The organism is Acinetobacter sp. 251-1 (assembly GCF_030329305.1).
GTDB classification, from domain to species: domain Bacteria; phylum Pseudomonadota; class Gammaproteobacteria; order Pseudomonadales; family Moraxellaceae; genus Acinetobacter; species Acinetobacter piscicola_A.
Map to the genome: position 1 here is coordinate 1 of NZ_JACANS010000003.1, position 23,181 is coordinate 23,181.

Below are 23,181 nucleotides of genomic sequence, written 5' to 3' on the forward strand. Positions count from 1 at the left end.
AGTAATTTCTACCATCAATCAATGAAAATAATTTCGATCAATCAACCAGTAAAAATCCACACAAGTTGTTCTTCATATTCTCTTAATGATCTTCTTAATGCTTCGTCAGCATCAAGCTAGGTCGGCTATATTACTCTCTATCTCTAAAAAGTCAACATGTAATGAAAATTATTTTTAATCCTTCTTTCCAACACCCAACTTAATCAATTCAACCAAGTCATTGTTTTATCAGAAGTTTTAATCTTCATCACCGCCGATGGATGTGCATTCTACAGTATTTCAGATACGACGCAACCCCTTTTTTTGATTTTTTTTATCTTTTCCCATTTTTTTTACTCATTCGCTACCTTTTTAAGCAATTTTTTATGTTTTTTTTAACTCTTAAGGTAATTTGAGTTAAATACATACTGTCGAACTGCTGTTAGAATAGCGCCATGATTGTCACAAGTTCGTTCCTTGTAACTTACATTTAGGAATTTATATGCATCGTTTTAATTTTTTATGGGCAAGTATGCTGTGCATAGGCTTGACCTCAACTGCATTTGCTCAAGATGCATCTTCAGAATCTCTTGTTCAGGAAAGTGAGACAGCTACCCAAAAAACAGAGAATACTGAAGCTGTTACAACAGCAGAAAATTCAACTATAGATAGTAAACATCCACGTTTTGATGCTTTAAAAGAATTAAAGTATGTCAAAGTTGAAAATTTAAAAGTGAATGCTAATGCTGCTCAAGCGGATGATGTCAAAGATCCATTGCAACCGTTAAATCGTGAAATTTTTGCATTTAATGATATGTTAGATCGTAATGTTGCACGTCCACTTGCTGTGCAATATTCAGAAAAAGTGCCTGAAGATGTACGTGGCTCTTATAGTTCATTCCGTAAAAATTTGAGTGAGCCGTGGAATGCAGTCAATCAATTAGCACAAGGTCGTTTTAGCCGTGCCGCAAAAACCTTAGGTCGTTTTACGATTAATACAGTCACCTCTTTAGGTTTTGCAGATCCTGCAAAACGTTTAGGTATGCCAAATGAAGATGAATCATTGGGTACGACTTTAGGTTATTATGGTGTTCCAAGTGGTCCTTATTTAATGTTGCCACTTTTTGGACCAAGCACTTTACGTAATTCTTTAGATTATGTTGCTGAAAGTTATGCAAACCCACTGACTTATACAGTAGATAATGCAGATCAGTCAGGTTATATCTGGGGAAATCGTCTAATGGGGGGTATTAATGCCCGTTCACGCTTATTAGAGTTTGAAGGTGCTTTACAAGGTGATAGATATGCTGCGATTCGTGATATTTATTTACAACGTCAAAGTTATAATATTGCCAAGAAAAAAGGTTTAGATACCGAAGCTATTTCCTTTGTTGATGATGTAGATGAAGATACTTCAACAGATGCCGAGCAATAATTTAAATCCACCTTTTTCACATATTTTGTAAAAAATTATCTGATATTGGCATATCCTCTGATGTGTCAATATCTCTTGGTTATCTATTTTACATCGTCTAACATATATTCAGACATATACGCTTTATAGCAGGATTATTGAATCACTTTATGTATTTCATTCAGCCCACTCGTACCATACCCAATTTAGACCAAGTACTAAATGCCCTTCCGAGTCTGCAAATGATCAATATTGAAGATATTCATTTGTATGATCCTACAGTCATTGCCATTGCAGATGTACAAGACTATTTACAACACCAGTGGAACTTACCGACAGTTGCTATTGCATTTGAAAATGAAGGTACAGCGCTTTCCCAAGCTTGGGAACTTGGTGCTTTAGCAGGTTGGATTTGGACACGTTTGCCTGCACACCCTGAACATTCATTATTAAAAATAGACGCACAATATAAACGTAATCAAGACAGTCGTGATTTACCGTCTGCTGCAGAATTACAAAAAAAATTACTGCCAAATCCAATTGAACTACAGAACTATAAAGTAGAAACTTTATTTAAGCCTTCAGCATATTTGTCTGGAGATTGGTACGATTATTGGAAAATTAGCGATAAAGAAATCATTTTTTATCTTGCTGATGTTTCAGGACATGGCGTTACTAGCTCTTTGCTAACATCATGGATGGCAGCGTTTCATGGGCGTTCTAAAACACCTAGAGAATTGATTAAAAAACTCAATGGAATGTTGGTGCAGGAAAATATCGAAAAGCACATTACCATGATTGCAGGGATTTTAAACTTAGAAACCCATGCTTTAAAATGGTCAAGTGCAGGACACTATCCTCCTCCGATTATTTTTGAACCAAACCAAGCACCTCGTGTTTTAAATACCAGTAGTTTTCCTTTAGGGTTAACTGAAGACCTTGAAGTTGAAGAGTTTGATTTGGTGTTAAATCGCCATGCACGTTTTATTATTTGCTCAGATGGTGCGCTTGAACCTTATACAGGTGGCTTAAACGAACAGTTTTCACAACTCGTCTATCATTTGCAAAATCAATCATTCCAAACCCCAAATCACGTTGCTGATGATATTGCCATCCTCAGTTTAAGAAGAATGAATTAGCATATTATTCAAAAACTTAATTCAATATAGACTATTCTCTAACGCGTCAATACTTGAGTATAGAGTTGCGCTATGTGATAATTTTCCCATCCTTCTCTGCAAATGGCATTTATATGTCAACAGGTCATGTTGAATATGCAAGCTTGAATGGAACGCATATTTTCAAACTTATTGGTGAAGTGCGAGCCCAATCTTGTATAAGCTTAGATAAACTTTTGGCGCGGATTGAACAGCAAGAAAACGTCATTGGCGCTATTGTTGATTTAACCCAAACCACATTTATAGATAGTACAGTTTTAGGTGTACTGGCAAAGTTAGGCTTAAAGCTGAAACAAATCCATCATATCCAAGCTGTAATGCTATCCACAAATCCCGATATTACAACGCTTGCCAATAGCATGGGCTTAGGGCAGGTTTTTGTCATCCTCAATTATTGTGGTGATCCGAATGTCTGCACTCAGGCATTACTCGATGATAATGTCAATCATAGTACGATGTTAACCACGGTTTTAGATGCGCATAAAACATTAATGAAGCTCAATGAAAACAATCAAAATATGTTCGAGCCATTGGTAAAACAGCTTGAAAAACAGCAAGATGACATGGAATGTGTATCTCAAAGTGTGCCACAGCATAACGCTTAGCATTAAAATAAGGAAAAATCATGACTTTACTTTCTGTTGTTCAAATGAACTCTCAAAATGACATTGAAGCCAACTTTAGTGTGATTGAGTCGTTGATTCAACAAAGTAAAGCAAATGGTGCTTCTTTAATTGTTTTTCCTGAAAATTTTGTCTGTTTTGCTGCAGGTAAACAGCGTGAAACAGCTGAACGCTTTGAAGAGTTTCAACAGCGTTTAGAGCGTCTTGCAGCGCAATATCAAATCTGGATTGTTGCAGGCACCTTGCCTTGCCCTTTCCGTCCCGACGGTTCGACGATTTCAGATGGTCGTGTTCGTACAGTAAGCCTGTGTATCAGCCCTGAACGGACTGAAGCACGTTATGACAAAATTCATTTGTTTGATGTGCAAGTCGGTGATTCGGTGGGGGGCTATCAAGAGTCAAAATTCTTTGAACCTGGTACAGATGTGGTTGTAGCAAAAACACCTTTTGGCAATATTGGCTTAATGGTCTGTTATGACTTACGTTTTCCTGAACTTGCTTTAACCTTGAGATCGCAAGGTGCCAATATTTTGACTGCGCCTGCTGCATTTACCTATACCACTGGCGAAATGCATTGGCAGTTATTGCTTCAAGCACGTGCCATGGACAGTCAATGTCAGGTTTTAGGTGCAGCGCAACAAGGTTGGCATGGTGAAAAGCGTCAAACTTGGGGGCATGCAGGCGCAAGCAATAGTCGTGGTCAGATTTTAGAGATCACCAATCAAGAAGGTGCGCAGCTTTTGACTGTACCTTTTGATTTAGCAGAGCAGGAAGCCATTCGTGCTTCTATGCCTTTGATGCAACATCGTATTTTAGTGCAATACTGAACATCATTTTGCATTGCATCTCACTTTTCAATCCCTGATAAATTTACAAAAACACTGCTTATTCTTTTCTCACTTTCAGACAGGATAATGGTTCAAATAATATACACAGGGATTTACCATGTCTTTAGAAAAAGTTGTTTATACCGCATATGCAAAAGCTACAGGCGGTCGTGATGGTCGTGCTACTTCCTCAGATAATATTTTAGATGTAAAACTCGCAGTACCTACAGAAATGGGCGGTGCAGGTGGTGGAACCAATCCTGAACAGCTTTTTGCTGCGGGTTATTCTGCATGTTTCTTAGGTGCAATGAAGTTTGTTGCCAACCGTGATCACATCAAAATTCCACATGATGCTTTTATTGAAGGCAATGTCGGCATTGGTCCAATTCCTACAGGTTTCGGCATCGAAGTGAAGTTAGATATTCATTTGGAAGGTTTAGACCAAGCAGAAGCTCAAAAGTTGGTAGATGCCGCGCATATTGTTTGTCCATACTCAAATGCAACACGTGGCAATATTGATGTGACGTTAAATGTGATTGTTTAAAACGTTGTATAAGTAAAATCAACCTGAAGGATATAAATTTTCTTTGGGTTGTATTTCAATATAAATTAAAACATGCTCTATTCTTTTTAAAATACGTCATTGTTAAAAAAAATTATTATGATGATTCAGCTTCAAATGACTTAAAACATCATGAAACGTTTTAATTAGGCTAATCCTATAAAAGCTATGAATAATTTTTAGTTATCTCCCCAAATGAGCAGTTTACCAATATCATCTATATGAAGCTTATGCATATGATTCATTTTTTCTAATCGCTGTTCAAAAATTTCTAATTCTTTTTTCGCTAATTCAACGGCATTTTTCAAATCAGAACGATAAAAATGGATCGGATCTTGTGCAGGTGGTGGAAAAAATCCTTCATCATGCTCATCAACTGTAAAATCAAACGTTATCTGCTCACCTTGAATTTTAATTTGTGGCTCAGGATGCCCCTCATAAAAAAATGCCTTATTCGTTGCTAAATTTTCCCAATACTGAATATCAGAAAGAGTGCCACAGCATTGTGGAAAATATTGATCAGTCTCATTTATTTGTAAAACATAACCGCCAAAAAATGCGACTACTTGAGACCGTTCGTATATTCAATCTCTCAAATCTTGCGTATGATCAATGATTATTTTGATCAAATTACGTTCTGAAATTTCTAAAATTTTACAAAATGATGACCCTGGGCTATAAGGCTTAAAATCATCTAAAAAACCTGCTTTTTTATAACAGTCAGCATGATATCGATTCCATAAATGAGCATAATCCCAATATGGATATTGATCAGGAGGTGAAATGCCTTGATTGTTATACCCCAATTCAATAACAGGTATTAGCGCTAAGGTTATCATCCATTCGTCCATAAAAATAAATGCAAAATTTTAAGGACCATGCCCACCATGACATGAACGCCCTTCTTGATACTTTGAAGCGATACGAAAGCACTTATTTCGCGCACCTTCCGCATTACCTTTATAACTGCCTAAACATGTTTGATAACACTGTTCACGTTCAGGCTCATCAAATTTTGCTTTTGGCGGTGTGACATTACGATGACATCCGCACAGTGCTAAAGCTAAAAAACCGAGCAAGAATAATATTCTCATCACTCTGCTGCTTCATTCGTCACACGTAAAACCTCTTCCATCGTAGTTTTACCTGCCAAGACTTTACGCAAACCATCATCACGAATCGAACCTGCATCACGACGTGCATATTCCTCAAGTTCATACTCAGCTGCATTGCCATGAATCAAACGACGCATTTGCTCATCAATCGGCACAATTTCATAAATTGCGGTACGACCTGTAAATCCTGTATGTGAACAATGGTCACAGCCCTTTGGCACAGGCAACTTTAAATCAACTACGTTAGAAACAGGCTTAAAAATAGCTTTTTCAAAATCATCCGCTTCACGCCATGTATGACATTGCGAACAGATTGTTCTCACCAAACGCTGCGCAATCACCCCAATCAAGGAACTCGATAATAAAAACGGTTCAATTCCCATATCTTTTAAACGTGTCACTGCACCAATTGCAGTATTGGTATGTAGCGTAGATAAAACCAAGTGACCTGTTAATGAGGCTTGCACGGCAATTTCTGCGGTTTCAAGGTCACGAATCTCACCCACCATCACCACATCAGGGTCTTGACGAAGCATGGCTTTTAAAGCACGGGCAAAAGTCATATCCACTTTACTATTGACTTGTGTCTGTCCAATCCCTTCAAGCTGATACTCAATCGGGTCTTCGGCAGTCAAAATATTTTTAGAACCATCATTTAAGTCAGAAAGCGCAGCATACAGCGTGGTGGTTTTACCCGAACCCGTAGGCCCTGTCACAAGGATAATGCCGTGCGGACGATGAACCAAAGTTGTTAAACGCTCATAATCACTTGGCATTAAACCTAAATGGGTCATGTTCAAACGCCCTGCTTGCTTATCCAGCAAACGCATCACCACACGTTCACCATGCGAGGAGGGTAAAGTTGAAACACGAACATCGACTTCACGTCCTGCAAGACGCAAAGAAATACGACCATCTTGCGGAATACGCTTTTCAGCAATATCAAGTTTTGCCATGACTTTGATACGAGAAACCAAAAGTGGTGCAAGTTCACGGCGTGGTTGGACGATTTCACGTAACTGACCATCAACCCGTAAACGTACAGAAAGTTTCTTTTCAAAAGCTTCAATATGAATATCAGATGCGCCTACACGAATGGCTTCGGAGAGTAAGGCATTAATTAGGCGAACAATCGGTGCATCATCTTCCTGATCCATTAAATCTTCTGTTTCAGGAACTTGATCTGCTAAACTCAATAAATCAGGATGGTCTTCTAAGCCTGCTGCAACTTGTTGAGACTCACCTGTTTCACCCGCATAACTTGACGTGAGTAATTGATTAAACTCAGTTTCGGTAGAAAGTTGATGCTGTGCAGGACGACCTAAATAACGGCGGGCTTCTTGAATGGCAATCTGTGTGGTATTTTCACGACGGACAATAAAAACTTGGTCGCCTTCGTAACGCAATAGCACTCCATGCCGTTTCGCAAAACTATAAGGTATTTGTAATTGTTTAAGAACTTGCATTACAACTTATATTAATGATTAAAATTGTTTTGAGTGTACTCTAAGCGCATGACAGCGTGAAGTCCGTTTTCAACAAATGATCAGAGGAATAATGAGCTTTGTCGATCAAAAATGAACATCTAGAACCAGAGCTTCCTGATCTAAAATGGTGGGGAGAACAAAAATTTGAGCTAAATCAAGCCAAAGCATGGCAATTTGGCTCATTAATGATGCGTCTAACTCGAGGACTCCAAGAATGGCGCTTGGAATATTATCGCCCACAAATGCAATATGACTATGAGCAACAATGGAGTTGTATTCAAGATGTCAATTTTGGCTTTCCACAGCCTGTGCATGTTGAACGCTATATGTTTAGAGAAACCCATAATCATTTTCAACTGATGCCACGCTTAGCGGATCGTTCAGTGGTGATTCGCCCCGTAGATCCCATTTATATTCCTGCAGGACAACGTGGAACTTTATATATCAGCACCCCACTTTGGGTGGCAGGTTTTGTACAAGCGCAGAAAGAACCCCTATTTGATATTCCCGTCATCTTGCCCAAAGATACATGGTTTGGCCCTGACCATCGTACTGGTGAAATGTGTTATGCCACTTCAGTAGATGGACGTACCGAACTTAATCTATTACGCCCTCGTGCCTTTCGTGCTGTTACACCGATTGTTTTTCATAATATTAGTCATCATCAATTACGTTTTGATCGTATGAATGTACCTGTACCGGCATTACCGTTATTTTATAGTGAAAGTACAGGACGGCTTTGGACATCGCAAATTAAAGTCATTTATGAAGGTGATGACCGCCCTGCACGAATTAAAATTGAAAATCGCACGCCGCCTTTGGCTGGTGAAGTCAGTTATGTACATCCACCACGTTCGCCAGGTGGTGCGCTATTTAATATGTTTGATTCATTCTTCTAAGAGGTCAGCATGGCAGACAGTAATATTCCCAAAGACATTGCTGATAATTTAAAAGGTATTTTCACCAATATTAATACTGACCGACTCAGTGAAATTGTGGTCGCAATTGTACTGTGTTTTGTGGGTTTTTTATTGGCACGAATCATTTCCAATACTTTTATTCGAACCATTGGTGCCAAGTTTAACGCACATCAACGCTTGGTATGGCGACGAGGGATTTTTTATTTTATTTTCATGATTTTTGTGATGGCGAGTTTAAAAGAAGCAGGCTTTAAACTCAGTGTCTTTTTAGGTGCAGCAGGGATTTTGACCGTTGCTTTGGGTTTTGCCTCACAAACGTCAGCCTCAAATTTAATTAGTGGTTTGTTCTTGATTGGCGAAGGCTCTTTTGAAATTGGCGATACCATTCAGATCACCTTAATCCGTGGGCATACTATTGAAGGTGAAGTGATTTCGATTGATTTACTTTCTGTCAAACTGCTCACTTGGGATAATGTGTATGTACGTTTACCGAATGAGCAACTCATTCGGGCACCTGTACATAATTTATCAAAGTTTCCGATACGGCGCATCTTGATCACTTTGGCAATTAATTTTAATGAAGATATCAACAAAGTACGTGAAGTGTTGTTAGACCTTGCCAATGATTATCCTTTGGTTTTAGCTGACCCTAAACCACGTTTAAGCGTGACCTCTTTTGGTGAATCTTCAATTGAGTTGCATTATGCGTTGTGGTGTAAACAAAGCAATTATATGCAAGTTAAAGATGAAATCCATGAACAAATTCGCAATCGTTTTGTTGAAAATCAGATTGAAATTCCTGTGCCTAAAATTGGTTTTGTAGATCGTCCCATAACCCAACATAGCGCATTAGCCAATGAAGATGTGGATGCCTATGCAAATGCGCAAGAACTCAAAATGCAAAAAGATCAAGATAAGCATTTATAAACACGCACAATTTCAATTAAAAATTGCGATAGAAAAAACCCTCTAATCTCTAGAGGTTTTTTTATTTCTAATGATTTAACGCTTTTGTTTCAGGAATAGGTGCAATATAAGCAATGATCAGCATGACAAAACCTGCGCCTAAAAAAGAAATAACCCGTGTTAATGTGCCGATATGTGAGAGGTCAAGTAAGACTAATTTTAAGGTCACAAGCATTAAAATACTGCCGCCTAAAATCCATAAAGCGCGCATATTTTTCTTTGTTGCATAACTCATGGTAATAAAAGCCAAACTCACCCAAAGCAAAGTAAAACTCAATTGAATTGTCGCGTTTTGCCAAATCGCAAGCGTATTATATGGTGTAGACAAATAGACATGTAATGCCCGTAAAATCACATAACTACTCAACCAAAGTAAACTTAAAACTGACAACACAGCCACAATTCCACGATCCATTCCCTGTTTAAGTTGCAAACTCAACATCCAAATAAAACCAAATAAAATCGCAATACTGATCAAGTCAAAAGGATTGAATACAGGAAGTAGATAAAACTGAAAAGGTTGTTGTGAAAATAATTGTGAACATACAATCCAGATAAGGATCAAAGCCAAGCTACTTCGTGTTTGCCAAAACATTGTCCAATTCAAATTTTCTTTTTGACTAAAACACCATGCACAAAATGCTAAAGGTAGGATCACCACACTGATATAAGGCAGCGCAGGCAAAATACTCAAACTCATCAAGCTTAAGCTCAACAAAGTTCCCAAACTCACCCATTCTTTTTCAAGTTTTAAACCAATAGCCGGACGCAACCATAACCCTGTCAACAGTGCACCACTAAAGAAAATGCCTGCTTGCTCAATCGTATTCAACCAGAGGATACTGCCGTTTTCACTACGATGAATGACGAAGAATAATGCAAAAATATAAAGTGGGATCACCCCAATCCATTTTGGAATCAGCCATGACCATGATGCTTTACGCCATAACATCACGCAATTTAAAATGACATATAAGCCACTCATCAATATTAAAGTGACAATATACTGAGATGGTCCTTCAAGATAATCCACCCACAAAAACAATTGCATAGCGGTTGCCGACAGCAACAACATACTCAAAAAAGTAATACTGCTATAGGTTAATTGTTGTTGAAACTTTTCATAGGCATTAGCAAGTAAAACCACAGCAAAATAGCTGATACTCAGCACCCAATACATCAAACTTGGAAAATGTGCAGATTCAAATAAATAATATAAGCTCGACAAGCCCGCAACCAGTAATAAAGCACTCGCCAGATAACGACTCACTGTAGATTTTTGATATAAAGCAAATACAAAAATCAGTACACCTTCCACCGCCCATCCCATCACACTCCATTCATCTTGTAAAAGAAGTGGCGGAATTAATGTGATAAAAATCAACATTAAACTAAAATAGCTTTGTGAAATAATTTTGACGGCTTGATTGCGCTTCGCCAATAGATACAGCACCGCAAATAACACCGCAAATGCTAGACTCAGACTGGCTTGCCAAACTGTTTTTTCAAAATAAATCAAATATAGAAAAGTATAAGCAACCAATGGCGCACCAAAAATGAGGGCGATGTCTAAAGCAGGTTTTAACTGAAATTGTTGTACATCTTTTTGTGCGATCAGCTGACTAAAACGGAAACCTAACCAAATAAAAATGGCTGTATGTGCAAGTACCAAAAATGCCAAAGCATCATGTTGCTGCGTTTGCCCATGAATAAAGGCATAGCTTCCTGCAACAATCACCGTCATTAAAAATGCGATTTGATTGAGAATTTTCCACGGGCGCAAGGTCGTTAAAATCGCGACACAGAAATTAATAACCCAATAATACGCAACAAACTCTACTGCTGTTGCCGCCCGCACAGGCAAAGTAAAAGGTGCGGCGGCGGCAATGACCATTGCCATTAAAGCCAATTCAATACTCTGCTGTTTTAAACTTAAAGTCAGCGTGAGTGCCATGACCACAGCAAAACAGATACTCGCAACATAAATATTCGGAATGACATGATTGTAATAAGCAAAAAATAGCGTTAAAAATAGTCCTGCTAATCCAAGTCCTTCAAGTGCTAAAGCAAAACTTCTATTTTTATTCTGTAGAAAAACACCAATCCCTGTAAGCACGAAGCTTAGTATTGCAACGATTGCCAGTTTTAAAGATAAACTGACCTGCCAATGTTCCGTTGCAAAACGCAGTAATAAAATAATCCCAATGACCAATACAACAGTCGCCGCTTTTAAGACAGGATTGCCTTGAAAAATCCATTGTTTCATTTGCTGGATTAAACTCATTTCAGGATGAGTTTCAGATAAATGTTGGGTCGAATTTGAAATAATCGCAGTACTGTGTTCTGATGTGATAGATTGTTGCTGCACATGGTTCAGCTTTTCTTGTAACTGCTGTACAGAACGCTCTAAACGTCTTAGCCACCTTAGAAAAAAGAAAATCCAACAGGTTAAACCCAAGCCTATTAGCCAACCCCATTGCAGGCTCATGCCCACAACCGCAAGCAATGAGGAAATATAAAGCGGAACTTTAGAGGTAAACTGTAAAGTCAGATGTTGTTGCGCTGAAAGATCAAGCAAAGGCTTTTGCAAAGCATCGACATAATGCATTACGCTCATCACAAATGCCAAAGCGCAGACATAGGTCACGACTTCCGTCTTTAAAAACCACGCTGAAACCGCAACAATCGTTAAGACCATTAACCAAATAATACGAATCTCACTCTGCCCTTTGAGCATATTTCTCTGTCTCTCTCCTGAGTATTTGGATGATACAACAGTCAAACGCTGAGTTCTGATGAATTCATCAGATATTCGGTAACTATCGTTCTACATCATGATGCTATGCTCCTTTCCAAAATCACGTACAATACTGCTATTAATTGAATTAGGAATTTTGCAATGCCACCATTTGTTTTGGTCGATGGGTCATACTTTTTATTTCGTGCCTTTCATGCACTACCACCATTAACCACCTCAACAGGTTTACAAACCAATGCAATTCGTGGTGCTATTTCTGCAATTCAAAAGTTAATGCGCCGTGTTCAACCTACGCATATGGCCGTGATTTTCGACACACCAGAACCTACTTTTCGTCATCAACTTTCACCGATTTATAAAGGTGATCGTCCAAGTATGCCTGACGAACTTGCTCAACAAATTCCTTATTTACATGCCTTAATTCGTGCGCTAGGTATTCCACTTCATATGCTACCTGGTGCCGAAGCGGATGATATTATTGGTACTTTAGCTAAACGTGCTGAAGCTGCGGGTCATCAAGTCCTGATCTCAACAGGCGACAAAGACATGGCGCAATTGGTCACTGAAAAAGTGACGCTTGAAGACAGCTTTAAAGATAAACCCATGAATATTGAAGGGGTCATTGAAAAATTTGGTGTCCGTCCAGATCAGATCATTGATTATTTAACATTGATGGGCGATGCCTCAGACGGCATTAAAGGTGTCCCTGGCGTCGGTGCAAAAACAGCAGCCAAGCTTTTAAATGAATATGGTAATTTACAAAACATTATTGCCAATGTTGACAATATTAAAGGTAAAGTTGGTTTAAGTATTAAAGAAAACCAAGACGGTATTAAACTTGATCACCAACTTGCAAGTATTATTATCGACCTTGATATGGGTTTGACCTATGATGATTTGAAACTGACAGACCCGAATGTCGAAGAATTACGTCATTTGTATACTGAGTTAGAATTCCGTAATCAATTACAATCGTTAGATCATCCCAATAATCCAAACAGTGCTGCGTATAAACAGACCTCAAAACAAATCGAAAAAACCGCACAAAATACTGAAAATAACAATGATCAAGCCATTTCAAGTAGTATTGATGATCAACTTGGACAAGCAACTTACCACACTATTTTAACTCAGGCGGATTGGGAGCAGTTTTTCAAGCGTTTAAGTACAGAAAAGCGTTTTGCCATTGATACTGAAACCACCAGTTTAGATTATCGTGTTGCAGAAATGGTGGGGTTTTCAGTCGCTTTTGATGCGAAAGATGCCTATTACATTCCGCTTGCACATGATTATGAAGGTGCACCTGAACAACTGAATCGTGATGTGATTCTTCAACACATTAAACCTATTTTAGAAGATGTAACTGTTGAAAAAATTGGACATCATTTAAAATATGATGCACATATCTTTGAAAATCATGGTATCCATTTGCAAGGTTGGTATTTTGATACCATGTTGGCATCTTATGTCCTCAACTCAGTGGCGACGCGTCACGGTATGGATGATGTTGCACGTGTTTATTTAAGCCACTTGACCACAAGCTTCGAACAAATTGCAGGCAAAGGCGCGAAGCAAAAAACCTTTAATCAAATTGAGCTTGAAACTGCGGCGCATTATGCTGCCGAAGATGCACATGTGACCTATCGTTTATATGAAGTACTCGATCGTAAGCTAAGAGAAATTCCTGAACTCAGCAATATTTTGCACAATATTGAAATGCCTGTTGCTCGTGTTCTGACTTCAATGGAAGAAAATGGCATTGCGTTAAATCTAGCATTTTTAGACCAACTCAGTGTAGATTTTGCTGAAACCATTCAGAACCTTGAAAATCAAATTATTGAAATCGCAGGCGAATCTTTTAATGTCGGTTCACCAAAGCAAGTGGGTGAAGTCCTATTTGAAAAATTAGGCTTAAAAGGTGGTAAGAAAACAGCTACAGGTCAATACAGCACGTCTGAAGCTATTTTAGAAAAAATTGATCATCCTATTACCTCATTAATTATTGAATATCGTGGTTTAACCAAACTCAAAAGTACTTATACCGAAGGTTTATCTAAACAAGCCAATAATGAAACGCATCGTGTACACACCAGTTATCATCAAGCATTAACGGCGACAGGTCGCTTATCTTCGACCGATCCAAACTTACAAAATATTCCTGTTCGTGAAGAGATTGGACGTCAAATTCGTAAAGCATTTATTGCGCCGCAAGGTCGTGTATTGCTTGCAGCCGATTATTCACAAATTGAACTGCGTTTAATGGCACATTTTTCCCAAGATGAAGCGTTAGTTCATGCTTTTAATCATGGGCAAGATGTACACCGTCGTACAGCATCAGAAGTTTTGGGTGTTGCACTTGAAGATGTCACCAATGATCAACGTCGCCAAGCCAAAGCCGTTAACTTTGGTTTGCTTTATGGTATGTCTGAATTTGGTTTGATTCGTCAACTTGGCTTTACCCGTGAAGAATCACAAAACTATATCAAACAATATTTCCATCGCTATCCTGGCATTTATGAGTATATGCAACGTACTCGCCAAGTGGCTTTGGAACAAGGCTTCGTGGAAACGATTACAGGTCGCCGTCTTTACACACCTGATATTGATGCTCGTAATATGATGGTGCGTAAAGCGGCTGAACGTGCAGCAATCAATGCACCACTACAAGGTTCTGCCGCTGAAATCATTAAAATGGCCATGATTGAAGTTGATAAAATCTTACCGAAAGATCAAGCTAAACTTCTACTCCAAGTTCACGATGAATTGGTCTTTGAAGTCGATGAAGCGATTGCTGATGAATTAGCAAAACAGATTCAGGACGTCATGCAAAAAGTGTGTACCTTGTCTGTGCCTTTGTTGGTTGAAGTCGGCAAAGGCAACAATTGGGATGAAGCACATTAATCGCTTTTAGTACCTTCCTCCTTCTAGGAGGAAGGCTAGGATGGAGGTCGTTTTCAAACATCAAAAGAAAGATCACAATTTCTTTAATTTGAATGAAAACTACAATGTATAAAAAAGGACTCAATTGAGTCCTTTTTTATTTTCAATTAATAAATTACAAACCTGTTAATAAAACCTTTGCAACTTCATTCATTAAAATTTCAGCAATATACAACGCAAGGAAGGCCAAAATCGGAGAAAGATCAATCATTCCCATGTTTGGCATAATTTTACGAAATGGGGCTAATAAAGGCTCAGCGAGTTCTTGGATCACTTCAATATAAGGTGAACGAGATTGGGTAAACATCACTACCCAACTTAAAATAATCGTTGCAAAAATTAAATAACGACAGAAGCGAATCAAATCCTGAATCATGGTGACAAAAGTTAAAATCAAAAGATGTAAAGGGCTATTTGGCATAGCACCTTGCAAATACATGATTCCAAAAATTTTCAATAAATACAGAATAATCAATAATGCCAATGCAGCCGTATTCACACGTCCTTTAGCAACGGTTGGGAAGATGCGACTAAAAACATCTACAATTTTGGTCGCTTTCACTGTAGACAATACAACCGGATTATATGGACTCACCATTGCCAATTGCATTAAAAAACGAAAGAATACAAGCAAAATTGCGACGTTAATAATAATGCCAAAAATCTGCGCAGAATTTGCACCCATATCGGAATATTCCTAAATAAAATCAATAATTAAATTAATTATTTCGTGCTATCACTTAATTCTTGTGCTAACTCTTGACTACGCTTTTGTGCCGCAGCCAAGGCAGTTTGAATATTTTGTGAAATGTGTGCACGATCAAAAACTTCTAATGCCGCTTGTGTTGTACCATTTGGAGAAGTCACATTTTTGCGTAATTCAGCAGGCGTATTTGAGCTAGTAATTGCCATTTGTGCAGCACCCAAAGCCGTTTGTAACGTCAATGCCGTCGCCACTTTTTCATCCAAGCCCATGTTTTTGCCTGCACGAATCATACTTTCCATCATATAGAAGAAGTACGCAGGACCCGAACCTGAGACCGCAGTGACTGCATCAATTTGTGCTTCAGCACTCACCCAAATGGTTAAACCTGTCGCGGCTAAAACTTGGCTCGCTAAATCACGATCTTCACGAACAACATTATCTTGTGCAAACAAACCATGTGCACCTGTTTGTACCAATGCAGGCGTATTTGGCATGACACGAACAATACGTTCAGACCCTGTTAACGCTGCAATCGTTGCAATTTCAGCACCTGCTACAATCGAAATAATCAGTTTATTTTTAAACAAACCATTTAACGGTTTTAGCAAAGCCCCTAACACCTGTGGTTTTACGGCTAAAACAACAACATCTGCATTTTCAATTGCAACAACATTATCATCGGTGACGTGTACATCTTTCTCTTGTAATAGTTCACGTATTTTTTCTACAGGATCAGACACTGTAATCCGTGTTGCTGGGAGTCCACGGGTAATCAAGCCCCCTATCAGGGCTTGTGCCATATTGCCACCACCAATGAAAGTAATATTACAATTTAAAGCTGCACTCATGAATTACGCTCGTTTAACTTTTTGCTCGCTAAGAGATTAAATTTGGCTGCCAACCATCGACTTCAACATAGTCCGATTGTGCTAACCAAAAACCTTTCGGTGTAAAAACACCAAGCATAACATTATCTATGCTTAATATTTGAATTGTATGACGCAACCACGGAAAAATTTGCTGATTTTGGATGGCTTTTTTTAACGGCCATGCCCCAACTCGTCCATACAAATGAATTTTTTCTCCGCCAACGCGATATTGCAAAGTCAGATTTTTGTTCAGCAATGTTGGCGATAAACCGATTTTTTCTATTTGAATATGAAAATGACCTGCTGCCACAGTCAAATGTTGCCCCATTTCATAACAAACTTCTGTCATATTTTGCTCAGGTACTTGCTTACTTGCGAGATAAACCTCAGCAGTTAAACGATATAAAACATTTTGAAATCGTAAATAATAAAATTGATTCCAATGCAAGGCAGCTTGGGCATCATTTTTTGAAGCAATCACTTCATGTTGTAATCGTTGCACCATTTCAAAACTCGGACGATAATCGCCCTCACCTTTCATCCAAACCGATAAAAGCTGTCGTTGCCGTGCTGGTGACAAAGTTAAAAATTTTGCTAAATCTAATTGTTCAGCATCGCCACACCATGTTAAATCTTGCTTTAAAACCTCGTTCAAAATCTCATCAGCATCCTGCATCAATACACTCGTACGCGCCAAGGCCTGTTGCATTTTTGGGTAACGGCTTTGCAAAATATTCCAAAGTTCATGCCTACACCATGCTCTATCATAATGTGTATCGAGATTGGTCGGATCATTCACATAAGGAATATGAGTTTGTTCAACCCATTGGCAAATCTGCTCACGACTGATCTCTAAAAGGGGGCGCCAAATCGTCATTTTTTCACGAACATCGACAGGGTGCATCGCAGCCAAACCAGAGACACCTGCACCCGAGAGTAAACGTAACATCAACGTTTCTGCTTGATCTTGCTGATGATGGGCTAGTACTAAAATTTCATTGGCTTGTAAATGTTTTAAGTAGGCTTGATAACGTGCTTCTCGAGCTTGATTTTCAAGATTGCCTTTGGCAACACAAACATTTTCGATAATCGAGGGAATATTTAAAGATTGACATTGTTGAGCAACAAAATTTCCCCAGTCATCACTCATAGTTTGTAATTGATGATTAATATAAATGGCACGCACCTGTTGAGGACATAGTGCTGCCATTAAATACAACAGCAGCATGGAGTCCATGCCGCCGCTGCACCCAATTAAAAATCGGGTATTATTTTGAAATTGCTTAGATTGTTTTAAGAAGCCAGACCTAAATTGTCGCTGCCAAACTTCATTAAACGTTGGTAACGTGCTTCGCATCGCTCGTTAGCATCCATAGTTTGTAATTCATCAAGCGCTTGTTTTAACACATTTTTCAAAGATTCCATCACTTCCAATGGATGTAAATGTGCACCTTCGCCTTCATCAACGACATATTCAACAATACCCATTTTTTGCAATTTATCAGCAGTTAATGCCAATGCTTCACTCGCTTGTTCTGCTTTTTCAGCAGTTTTCCATAAAATCGAAGCACAGCCTTCAGGTGAAATCACTGAATAAATACTATGTGATAACATAATTACACGGTCAGCAACCCCAATGCCCAATGCACCGCCAGAACCACCTTCACCAAGCACAGTGGCAATGACAGGCACTTTTAAGCTTGAAAGCTGCGCCAAACTCGTTGCAATCGCTTCTGCTTGACCACGTTCTTCTGCACCAACACCTGGATATGCACCCATCGTATCAATAAAAGTAAATACAGGTAGATTAAAGCGTTCCGCCATATCAAGTAAACGCTGTGATTTACGATAGCCCTCAGGATTACACATCCCAAAGTTATGTTGTAATTTTTCACGCGTGCTGCGACCACGATGTTGCCCCACCACCATCACAGGTTGACCGTTAAAACGTGCTAAACCACCGACCATTGCACCATCGTCACCATAAAGACGATCGCCATGTAGCGTATCAAATTCTGTAAAAATTTCGCCTACATAATCCAAAAATTGCGGACGCTCTGGATGACGTGCAATTTGAACCGTTTTCCAAGCTTTAGATTGAGCAGCTTTATTTTTCATAAGTCGAGTATTATCCCTAATTCGCCGATGACTCACACCGAGAAATTTGTGTTAATCGATAAACTGTTCCGACTGAATATTCAATTCAATGTCCCAATGCTTAAATTGCACTTGCTCATCATGCAAATCGGCAACGAGCAATGGCCATTGTTTGGCATCACCAGAAACGCTGAGTTGCCATTGTTGCTCATTCTGAACTGTTAATTCAATGGCAGGAAGCATCTCATCACTACGACTGTGATTCAGTAAAACTGCAAGACGAAGCAATAAACAGAGGTAAATAAGCTTGTATCCACCTACTCTCATCACATCAATTTTACTGTCTGTACGCAATTTTCGACGATGATGAGCGACCAAATGTGACAAATGGTTTTGATCAATTTGTGAAAAACCAGGAATATCTGAATGCTGTAACAAATACGCACTGTGCTTATGATAACCACTGTGACTGATTGCTAAACCAATTTCATGTAAATATGCAGCACGACGCAATAAATCGCTATCATCATTATTTAAATCAAGTGCAACAGCCACACTATCAAATAAATACTGTGCGGTATCAACCACACGCTGTGCTTGTTTTAAGTCTGCGCTATAACGCCCAATCATCGCTTGGACACTGCGGTCACGAATATCTTCATGCTGAAAACGACCAAGCAAGTCGTACATTACACCTTCACGCAAAGCACCGTCGGAATAGACCAGTTTATCGATATTTAAAATTTCAAATACTGCATACAAAATAGCGACACCTGCAGGTAAAACTGCACGACGATCTTCTTTTAAGCCATCAAATTCCATATCTGAAACATGTTTATATTTCAGCATTTTATCTTTGAGTTTTTCCAATCCTTCACGTGTCAGATTTTCCTGATCATCGCTCCAACCCATATTGACCGTAATCTGACGACACGCCTTAATTGTACCGCTCGAACCGACTACCGTGTCCCATCCTGCTGCTTTATATGTATTTGCAATCGAAGATAATTCTTTTCGTGCCGCAACAACAGCTTTGTCAAAAATTTTAGCGTTGATTTCGCCATCAGGGAAATAAGACTTGGTAAAAGCAACACAACCCATTTGTAAGGATTCTGTATGAATAGGTTCAAACTCTTCACCAATAATGAGCTCTGTCGAACCACCGCCAATATCAATCACCAAACGACGACCACTATTCGCCATCGTATGTGAAACACCTAGGTAAATTAAACGAGCCTCTTCACGCCCTGCAATAATTTCAATCGGTTTAGGTAAAATTTCTGCGGCTTTTTGAATAAACTCTTGACCATTTTTCGCTTGACGCAATGCATTGGTTGCCACAATACGTAAACGATTGGGTTGAACTGAACTTAAACGTCCTACAAATCGTGCTAAACACGCCAAGCCTCGCTGCTGCGCTGCTTCTGTTAAATTTTTATTTTCATCTAATCCAGCCGCAAGTTGAACTTTTTCTGACATTGATGCGACTTTTTTTACTTCACCATGATCGACACGAGCAATTGCCAAATGAAAGCTGTTTGACCCCATATCAATGGCAGCAAGTAATTCTTCATCAATTAAAAAATCAGACATTATTCATACAAACTCATTCAGAAGTATGCCTAGATTAATTCACCTAAAGACAATTGAAAAGCCATTTATGATGACAATTCACTGAGCCATTATTTTTTCTACATTTGTGACAATTGTATGACAATTTCAAGCCTCCGATTAGGCTTATCGTGAGCATCAATTAGACAAATCCACAATTAAGATCGAAAATTTACCTATTCCCCTACTTTGTAAGAGATGTCTATGTAATACTTATAGACATAGATGACATCTTTAAAATATTTTGGAGCAATATCCATGTCAGGAAATATCGTAAACACAACCGATGCCAACTTTGAAGCAGACGTTTTACAATCTGAAACTCCTGTACTTGTCGATTTTTGGGCAGGTTGGTGTGCACCATGTAAAGCCATTGCACCTGTACTTGAAGTTTTATCTGATGAATACCAAGGTAAAGTAAAAATCGTTAAAGTTGACGTAACTGCATGTGAAGCAACCGCAGTAAATTATAACATTCGCAACATTCCAGCATTGCTCATGTTTAAAAATGGCGAAGTTGTAGCACAACAAATCGGTGCGGTACCTAAGTCTAAATTGACTGCATTCATCGACGAAAACATCTAATTCAGTGTTTAAGCTTTCGTTATTCTTCAAAAATACGCTATAAAAATATGGCGTATTTTTCTTCTATACATTGACAATTTTAAAGTTCTCACTTATATTCCATGCATAAGAAATTTTGGGGTTTATTCCAATTTCTTACAACACAACACATAAGATCGCCGCTCGGCAACAGAAATTGTTTTACACATTTCTCCTCGAAAGAACTAATTAGATTCTGAGTTTTGTTATTGTGCAAATACAATTACACTCACCTATTGTACTGCGGGCGACTTTTGCTTCTTTCTATTATCTCTGTGTACCACACATCCTTAAATCAATCTGACCATCTATGAACTTAACTGAACTCAAGAAAAAACCGATTGGCGAACTCATTAAGATTGCGGAGTTTATGGGCCTTGAAGGAATGGCTCGTAACCGTAAACAAGACATTATTTTTGCCATCTTAAAACGCCATGCAATGAATGGCGAAGAAATTTTTGGTGATGGTGTTCTAGAAATTTTGTCTGATGGGTTTGGCTTCTTACGCTCGGCTGCTGGCTCTTACCTTGCAGGACCAGATGATATCTATGTGAGCCCGTCACAAATTCGCCGTTTTAACCTTAGAACTGGCGACACCATTACTGGTACAATTCGCCCACCAAAAGAAGGCGAACGCTATTTTGCTTTACTTAAAGTAAATCAAATTAACTATGACACACCTGAGAATTCACGTAATAAAATCTTATTTGAAAATTTAACACCTTTATTCCCGACTGAACAATTGATCATGGAATTAGGCAATGGTTCAACTGAGGATTTAACCGCACGTGTAGTTGATTTGATCGCACCGATTGGTAAAGGTCAACGTTCAATCATTGTTGCACCGCCAAAAGCCGGTAAAACAATGTTATTACAAAACATTGCACAATCTATCGTACGTAATAACCCTGAATGCTTCCTGATCGTTCTTCTCATTGATGAACGTCCTGAAGAAGTCACAGAAATGGAACGTACAGTACGTGGTGAAGTCGTTGCATCTACATTTGATGAATCACCTGCTCGTCATGTACAAGTTGCTGAAATGGTGATTGAAAAAGCAAAACGCCTCGTCGAACATAAAAAAGATGTCGTGATTTTACTCGATTCAATCACACGTCTCGCACGTGCTTATAACACGGTTATTCCTTCGTCAGGTAAAGTACTGACAGGTGGTGTAGATGCACATGCTTTAGAGCGTCCAAAACGTTTCTTTGGTGCGGCACGTAATATTGAAGAAGGTGGCTCTCTCACCATCATTTCTACTGCCTTGATTGAAACAGGCAGTAAAATGGATGAAGTGATCTATGAAGAATTCAAAGGTACAGGTAACCAAGAGATTACACTTGATCGCCGTATTGCTGAAAAACGCGTCTTCCCTGCAATGAATATCAAAAAATCAGGTACTCGTCGTGAAGAACGCTTAATGAGCGAAGAAAATCTACGCAAGGTTTGGATTTTACGTAAACTTTTACATACACAAGATGAATTAGCAGCGATGGAATTCCTACTTGACCGTATGAAAGAAACGAAGACCAACGATGATTTCTTTGATCAGATGAAGCGTAAAGCCACTAACTAAAATTTTATTTATCTTAAGAAGGCTATCTATAACGATAGCCTTTTTATTTGGTTGACTTTATTTACATAAAATTACACATACCATTGTAGATTGTTAATATGTATTACAAGCTATTGAATATTAATATTTTTAAATATTAATCCTTATATTTTTTAAGCAGTTAGATAGTAATAAACCAATATAAACACTCAAATTAATTGTAAATACCTGTTAAAAAAACGTCATTTTCTAGTCATTTTTGCCATTTTTTTGATTTTGGGCAGTAGCAATTCTAAATGCGCAGTGATAGCATATTCGCATACCAGTTAGACTGCTATGCACAAAGCAAAAAACAGGCTAACTTGGGTTTTTTGTCTCAATTTATTTTATGAGAGTGATGCCATGTTATTCAAAAAAATCGCTATTGCTGCTGCAGTTGCTACTACTTTAGCTTTCGTTGGTTGTGCTAAAAAAACTGAAGAAGCTGCTGCTGACGCAAACGCTGCTGCTTCTCAAGCTGTAGAAGCTGCTTCTGAAGCTACTGCTGCTGCTGACGCTGCTGCTGCTTCTGCTGCAACTGACGTTGCTGCTGCTTCTGCTGCAACTGATGCTGCTGCTGACGCTACTGCTGCTGCTTCTGCTGCAACTGATGCTGCTGCTGACGCTACTGCTGCTGCTTCTGCTGCAAAATAATAATCACTTTAGATTATTATCAGAAAAAGAGAACCTTTGGTTCTCTTTTTTTATATCTTAAATTTAAAGATCAGAACCCAAAATACTCAATATTCAAAAGTATCAATATCAAAAACCTACTCTTAAGCTATACATATACATATTTTTTAAAAACTTAAGCTTTTTCTGAAATCCAATACACTTTTGAATATAACTGAACAGATAGGGAACCCTCCTACCTTCTTTCCATATCAAACTCAAAAAATTTCAATCAATACTTAACATCTGATATAAAA

General features: G+C 38.6%; 20 protein-coding genes. 11 read left to right on the plus strand and 9 right to left on the minus strand.

Features of this window, described 5'->3' with window-relative positions:
• Window positions 1–481: 481 nt before the first annotated feature.
• From HX129_RS02570 to HX129_RS02590, 5 genes are all read left to right on the plus strand, one after another.
• Window positions 482–1,414 (plus strand): MlaA family lipoprotein, encoded by a 933-nt coding sequence (locus HX129_RS02570; RefSeq protein WP_286433737.1) that lies wholly within the window; start codon window positions 482–484, stop codon window positions 1,412–1,414.
• A gap of 149 nt (window positions 1,415–1,563) precedes the next feature.
• A complete protein-coding gene (gigA, locus tag HX129_RS02575; protein ID WP_130071980.1) occupies window positions 1,564–2,532 on the plus strand; it encodes an RsbU family protein phosphatase GigA in 969 nt (322 codons plus the stop codon).
• Window positions 2,533–2,645: 113 nt separating this feature from the next.
• Window positions 2,646–3,176, plus strand: coding sequence for an anti-anti-sigma factor GigB (gigB, locus tag HX129_RS02580; protein ID WP_130071981.1), 531 nt, complete (start codon window positions 2,646–2,648; stop codon window positions 3,174–3,176).
• A gap of 20 nt (window positions 3,177–3,196) precedes the next feature.
• Complete coding sequence (locus tag HX129_RS02585) at window positions 3,197–4,021, plus strand: carbon-nitrogen hydrolase family protein (protein WP_130071982.1); 825 nt, start codon at window positions 3,197–3,199, stop codon at window positions 4,019–4,021.
• Window positions 4,022–4,139: 118 nt separating this feature from the next.
• Complete coding sequence (locus HX129_RS02590) at window positions 4,140–4,565, plus strand: organic hydroperoxide resistance protein (RefSeq protein ID WP_286433736.1); 426 nt, start codon at window positions 4,140–4,142, stop codon at window positions 4,563–4,565.
• Between the two features lie 602 nt (window positions 4,566–5,167).
• On the opposite strand, the gene HX129_RS02595 is transcribed toward HX129_RS02590, so the two are convergent.
• From HX129_RS02595 to gspE, 3 genes are read right to left on the minus strand one after another with little or no spacing between them, the layout of a single operon-like run.
• Entirely contained in the window at window positions 5,168–5,422 is a 255-nt protein-coding gene (locus HX129_RS02595; protein WP_286433734.1) for a hypothetical protein, read from the minus strand.
• Window positions 5,423–5,452: 30 nt separating this feature from the next.
• Window positions 5,453–5,677 carry a hypothetical protein gene (locus tag HX129_RS02600; protein WP_174493692.1) on the minus strand — a complete coding sequence of 75 codons (225 nt, stop codon included), beginning with the start codon at window positions 5,675–5,677 and terminating at the stop codon, window positions 5,453–5,455.
• A complete protein-coding gene (gspE, locus tag HX129_RS02605; RefSeq protein ID WP_286433733.1) occupies window positions 5,677–7,164 on the minus strand; it encodes a type II secretion system ATPase GspE in 1,488 nt (495 codons plus the stop codon). The genes HX129_RS02600 and gspE overlap by 1 nt, the downstream gene beginning before the upstream one ends.
• Window positions 7,165–7,262: 98 nt before the next feature.
• On the opposite strand from gspE, the gene HX129_RS02610 reads away from it, so the two are divergent.
• Both HX129_RS02610 and HX129_RS02615 read left to right on the plus strand, forming a co-directional pair.
• On the plus strand, window positions 7,263–8,084 hold the full coding sequence (locus tag HX129_RS02610) for a DUF432 domain-containing protein (RefSeq protein ID WP_130071988.1): 822 nt from the start codon (window positions 7,263–7,265) through the stop codon (window positions 8,082–8,084).
• 9 nt (window positions 8,085–8,093) lie between these two features.
• Window positions 8,094–9,032, plus strand: coding sequence for a mechanosensitive ion channel family protein (locus HX129_RS02615; protein WP_174493694.1), 939 nt, complete (start codon window positions 8,094–8,096; stop codon window positions 9,030–9,032).
• Window positions 9,033–9,099: 67 nt separating this feature from the next.
• Here the strand turns inward: HX129_RS02615 and HX129_RS02620 are convergent, their stop codons facing one another.
• Window positions 9,100–11,808, minus strand: coding sequence for a DUF2339 domain-containing protein (locus HX129_RS02620; protein WP_286435972.1), 2,709 nt, complete (start codon window positions 11,806–11,808; stop codon window positions 9,100–9,102).
• A gap of 162 nt (window positions 11,809–11,970) precedes the next feature.
• On the opposite strand from HX129_RS02620, the gene polA reads away from it, so the two are divergent.
• A complete protein-coding gene (polA, locus tag HX129_RS02625) occupies window positions 11,971–14,730 on the plus strand; it encodes a DNA polymerase I (protein WP_286433729.1) in 2,760 nt (919 codons plus the stop codon).
• A gap of 154 nt (window positions 14,731–14,884) precedes the next feature.
• On the opposite strand, the gene HX129_RS02630 is transcribed toward polA, so the two are convergent.
• The 5 genes from HX129_RS02630 to ppx are packed head-to-tail and all read right to left on the minus strand — an operon-like array spanning window position 14,885 to window position 20,034.
• Entirely contained in the window at window positions 14,885–15,454 is a 570-nt protein-coding gene (locus HX129_RS02630; protein WP_180045073.1) for a YggT family protein, read from the minus strand.
• Window positions 15,455–15,492: 38 nt separating this feature from the next.
• Complete coding sequence (gene proC, locus HX129_RS02635) at window positions 15,493–16,323, minus strand: pyrroline-5-carboxylate reductase (protein ID WP_174493697.1); 831 nt, start codon at window positions 16,321–16,323, stop codon at window positions 15,493–15,495.
• 28 nt (window positions 16,324–16,351) lie between these two features.
• Window positions 16,352–17,701 carry a tRNA lysidine(34) synthetase TilS gene (gene tilS / locus HX129_RS02640; protein ID WP_286433725.1) on the minus strand — a complete coding sequence of 450 codons (1,350 nt, stop codon included), beginning with the start codon at window positions 17,699–17,701 and terminating at the stop codon, window positions 16,352–16,354.
• Window positions 17,638–18,462: an acetyl-CoA carboxylase carboxyltransferase subunit alpha gene (locus HX129_RS02645; protein WP_130071995.1), complete on the minus strand. Its 825-nt coding sequence runs from the start codon at window positions 18,460–18,462 to the stop codon at window positions 17,638–17,640. Before HX129_RS02645 ends, tilS begins: the two co-directional genes overlap by 64 nt.
• Window positions 18,463–18,513: 51 nt before the next feature.
• On the minus strand, window positions 18,514–20,034 hold the full coding sequence (gene ppx / locus HX129_RS02650) for an exopolyphosphatase (RefSeq protein WP_180045070.1): 1,521 nt from the start codon (window positions 20,032–20,034) through the stop codon (window positions 18,514–18,516).
• A gap of 276 nt (window positions 20,035–20,310) precedes the next feature.
• On the opposite strand from ppx, the gene trxA reads away from it, so the two are divergent.
• From trxA to HX129_RS02665, 3 genes are all read left to right on the plus strand, one after another.
• The gene (gene trxA, locus HX129_RS02655) at window positions 20,311–20,637 is read left to right on the plus strand and encodes a thioredoxin (protein ID WP_130071997.1); all 327 of its coding nucleotides are present in this window, start codon (window positions 20,311–20,313) and stop codon (window positions 20,635–20,637) included.
• Between the two features lie 328 nt (window positions 20,638–20,965).
• The gene (gene rho / locus HX129_RS02660) at window positions 20,966–22,234 is read left to right on the plus strand and encodes a transcription termination factor Rho (protein WP_111859432.1); all 1,269 of its coding nucleotides are present in this window, start codon (window positions 20,966–20,968) and stop codon (window positions 22,232–22,234) included.
• A gap of 381 nt (window positions 22,235–22,615) precedes the next feature.
• Window positions 22,616–22,906 (plus strand): hypothetical protein, encoded by a 291-nt coding sequence (locus HX129_RS02665; RefSeq protein ID WP_286433721.1) that lies wholly within the window; start codon window positions 22,616–22,618, stop codon window positions 22,904–22,906.
• The last annotated feature ends 275 nt before the right edge of the window (window positions 22,907–23,181 follow it).

What these genes read in the sequence shown, in the direction of transcription:
- HX129_RS02600 (WP_174493692.1), bottom strand. Translation starts at nt 5,677, where the DNA reads ATGAGAATATTATTCTTGCTCGGTTTTTTAGCTTTAGCACTGTGCGGA.
- HX129_RS02585 (WP_130071982.1), top strand. Translation starts at nt 3,197, where the DNA reads ATGACTTTACTTTCTGTTGTTCAAATGAACTCTCAAAATGACATTGAA.
- HX129_RS02620 (WP_286435972.1), bottom strand. Translation starts at nt 11,808, where the DNA reads ATGCTCAAAGGGCAGAGTGAGATTCGTATTATTTGGTTAATGGTCTTA.
- gigB (WP_130071981.1), top strand. Translation starts at nt 2,646, where the DNA reads ATGTCAACAGGTCATGTTGAATATGCAAGCTTGAATGGAACGCATATT.
- gspE (WP_286433733.1), bottom strand. Translation starts at nt 7,164, where the DNA reads ATGCAAGTTCTTAAACAATTACAAATACCTTATAGTTTTGCGAAACGG.
- trxA (WP_130071997.1), top strand. Translation starts at nt 20,311, where the DNA reads ATGTCAGGAAATATCGTAAACACAACCGATGCCAACTTTGAAGCAGAC.
- ppx (WP_180045070.1), bottom strand. Translation starts at nt 20,034, where the DNA reads ATGTCTGATTTTTTAATTGATGAAGAATTACTTGCTGCCATTGATATG.
- HX129_RS02630 (WP_180045073.1), bottom strand. Translation starts at nt 15,454, where the DNA reads ATGGGTGCAAATTCTGCGCAGATTTTTGGCATTATTATTAACGTCGCA.
- HX129_RS02615 (WP_174493694.1), top strand. Translation starts at nt 8,094, where the DNA reads ATGGCAGACAGTAATATTCCCAAAGACATTGCTGATAATTTAAAAGGT.
- proC (WP_174493697.1), bottom strand. Translation starts at nt 16,323, where the DNA reads ATGAGTGCAGCTTTAAATTGTAATATTACTTTCATTGGTGGTGGCAAT.
- polA (WP_286433729.1), top strand. Translation starts at nt 11,971, where the DNA reads ATGCCACCATTTGTTTTGGTCGATGGGTCATACTTTTTATTTCGTGCC.
- HX129_RS02595 (WP_286433734.1), bottom strand. Translation starts at nt 5,422, where the DNA reads ATGATAACCTTAGCGCTAATACCTGTTATTGAATTGGGGTATAACAAT.
- HX129_RS02570 (WP_286433737.1), top strand. Translation starts at nt 482, where the DNA reads ATGCATCGTTTTAATTTTTTATGGGCAAGTATGCTGTGCATAGGCTTG.
- rho (WP_111859432.1), top strand. Translation starts at nt 20,966, where the DNA reads ATGAACTTAACTGAACTCAAGAAAAAACCGATTGGCGAACTCATTAAG.
- tilS (WP_286433725.1), bottom strand. Translation starts at nt 17,701, where the DNA reads ATGCGAAGCACGTTACCAACGTTTAATGAAGTTTGGCAGCGACAATTT.
- gigA (WP_130071980.1), top strand. Translation starts at nt 1,564, where the DNA reads ATGTATTTCATTCAGCCCACTCGTACCATACCCAATTTAGACCAAGTA.
- HX129_RS02665 (WP_286433721.1), top strand. Translation starts at nt 22,616, where the DNA reads ATGTTATTCAAAAAAATCGCTATTGCTGCTGCAGTTGCTACTACTTTA.
- HX129_RS02590 (WP_286433736.1), top strand. Translation starts at nt 4,140, where the DNA reads ATGTCTTTAGAAAAAGTTGTTTATACCGCATATGCAAAAGCTACAGGC.
- HX129_RS02645 (WP_130071995.1), bottom strand. Translation starts at nt 18,462, where the DNA reads ATGAAAAATAAAGCTGCTCAATCTAAAGCTTGGAAAACGGTTCAAATT.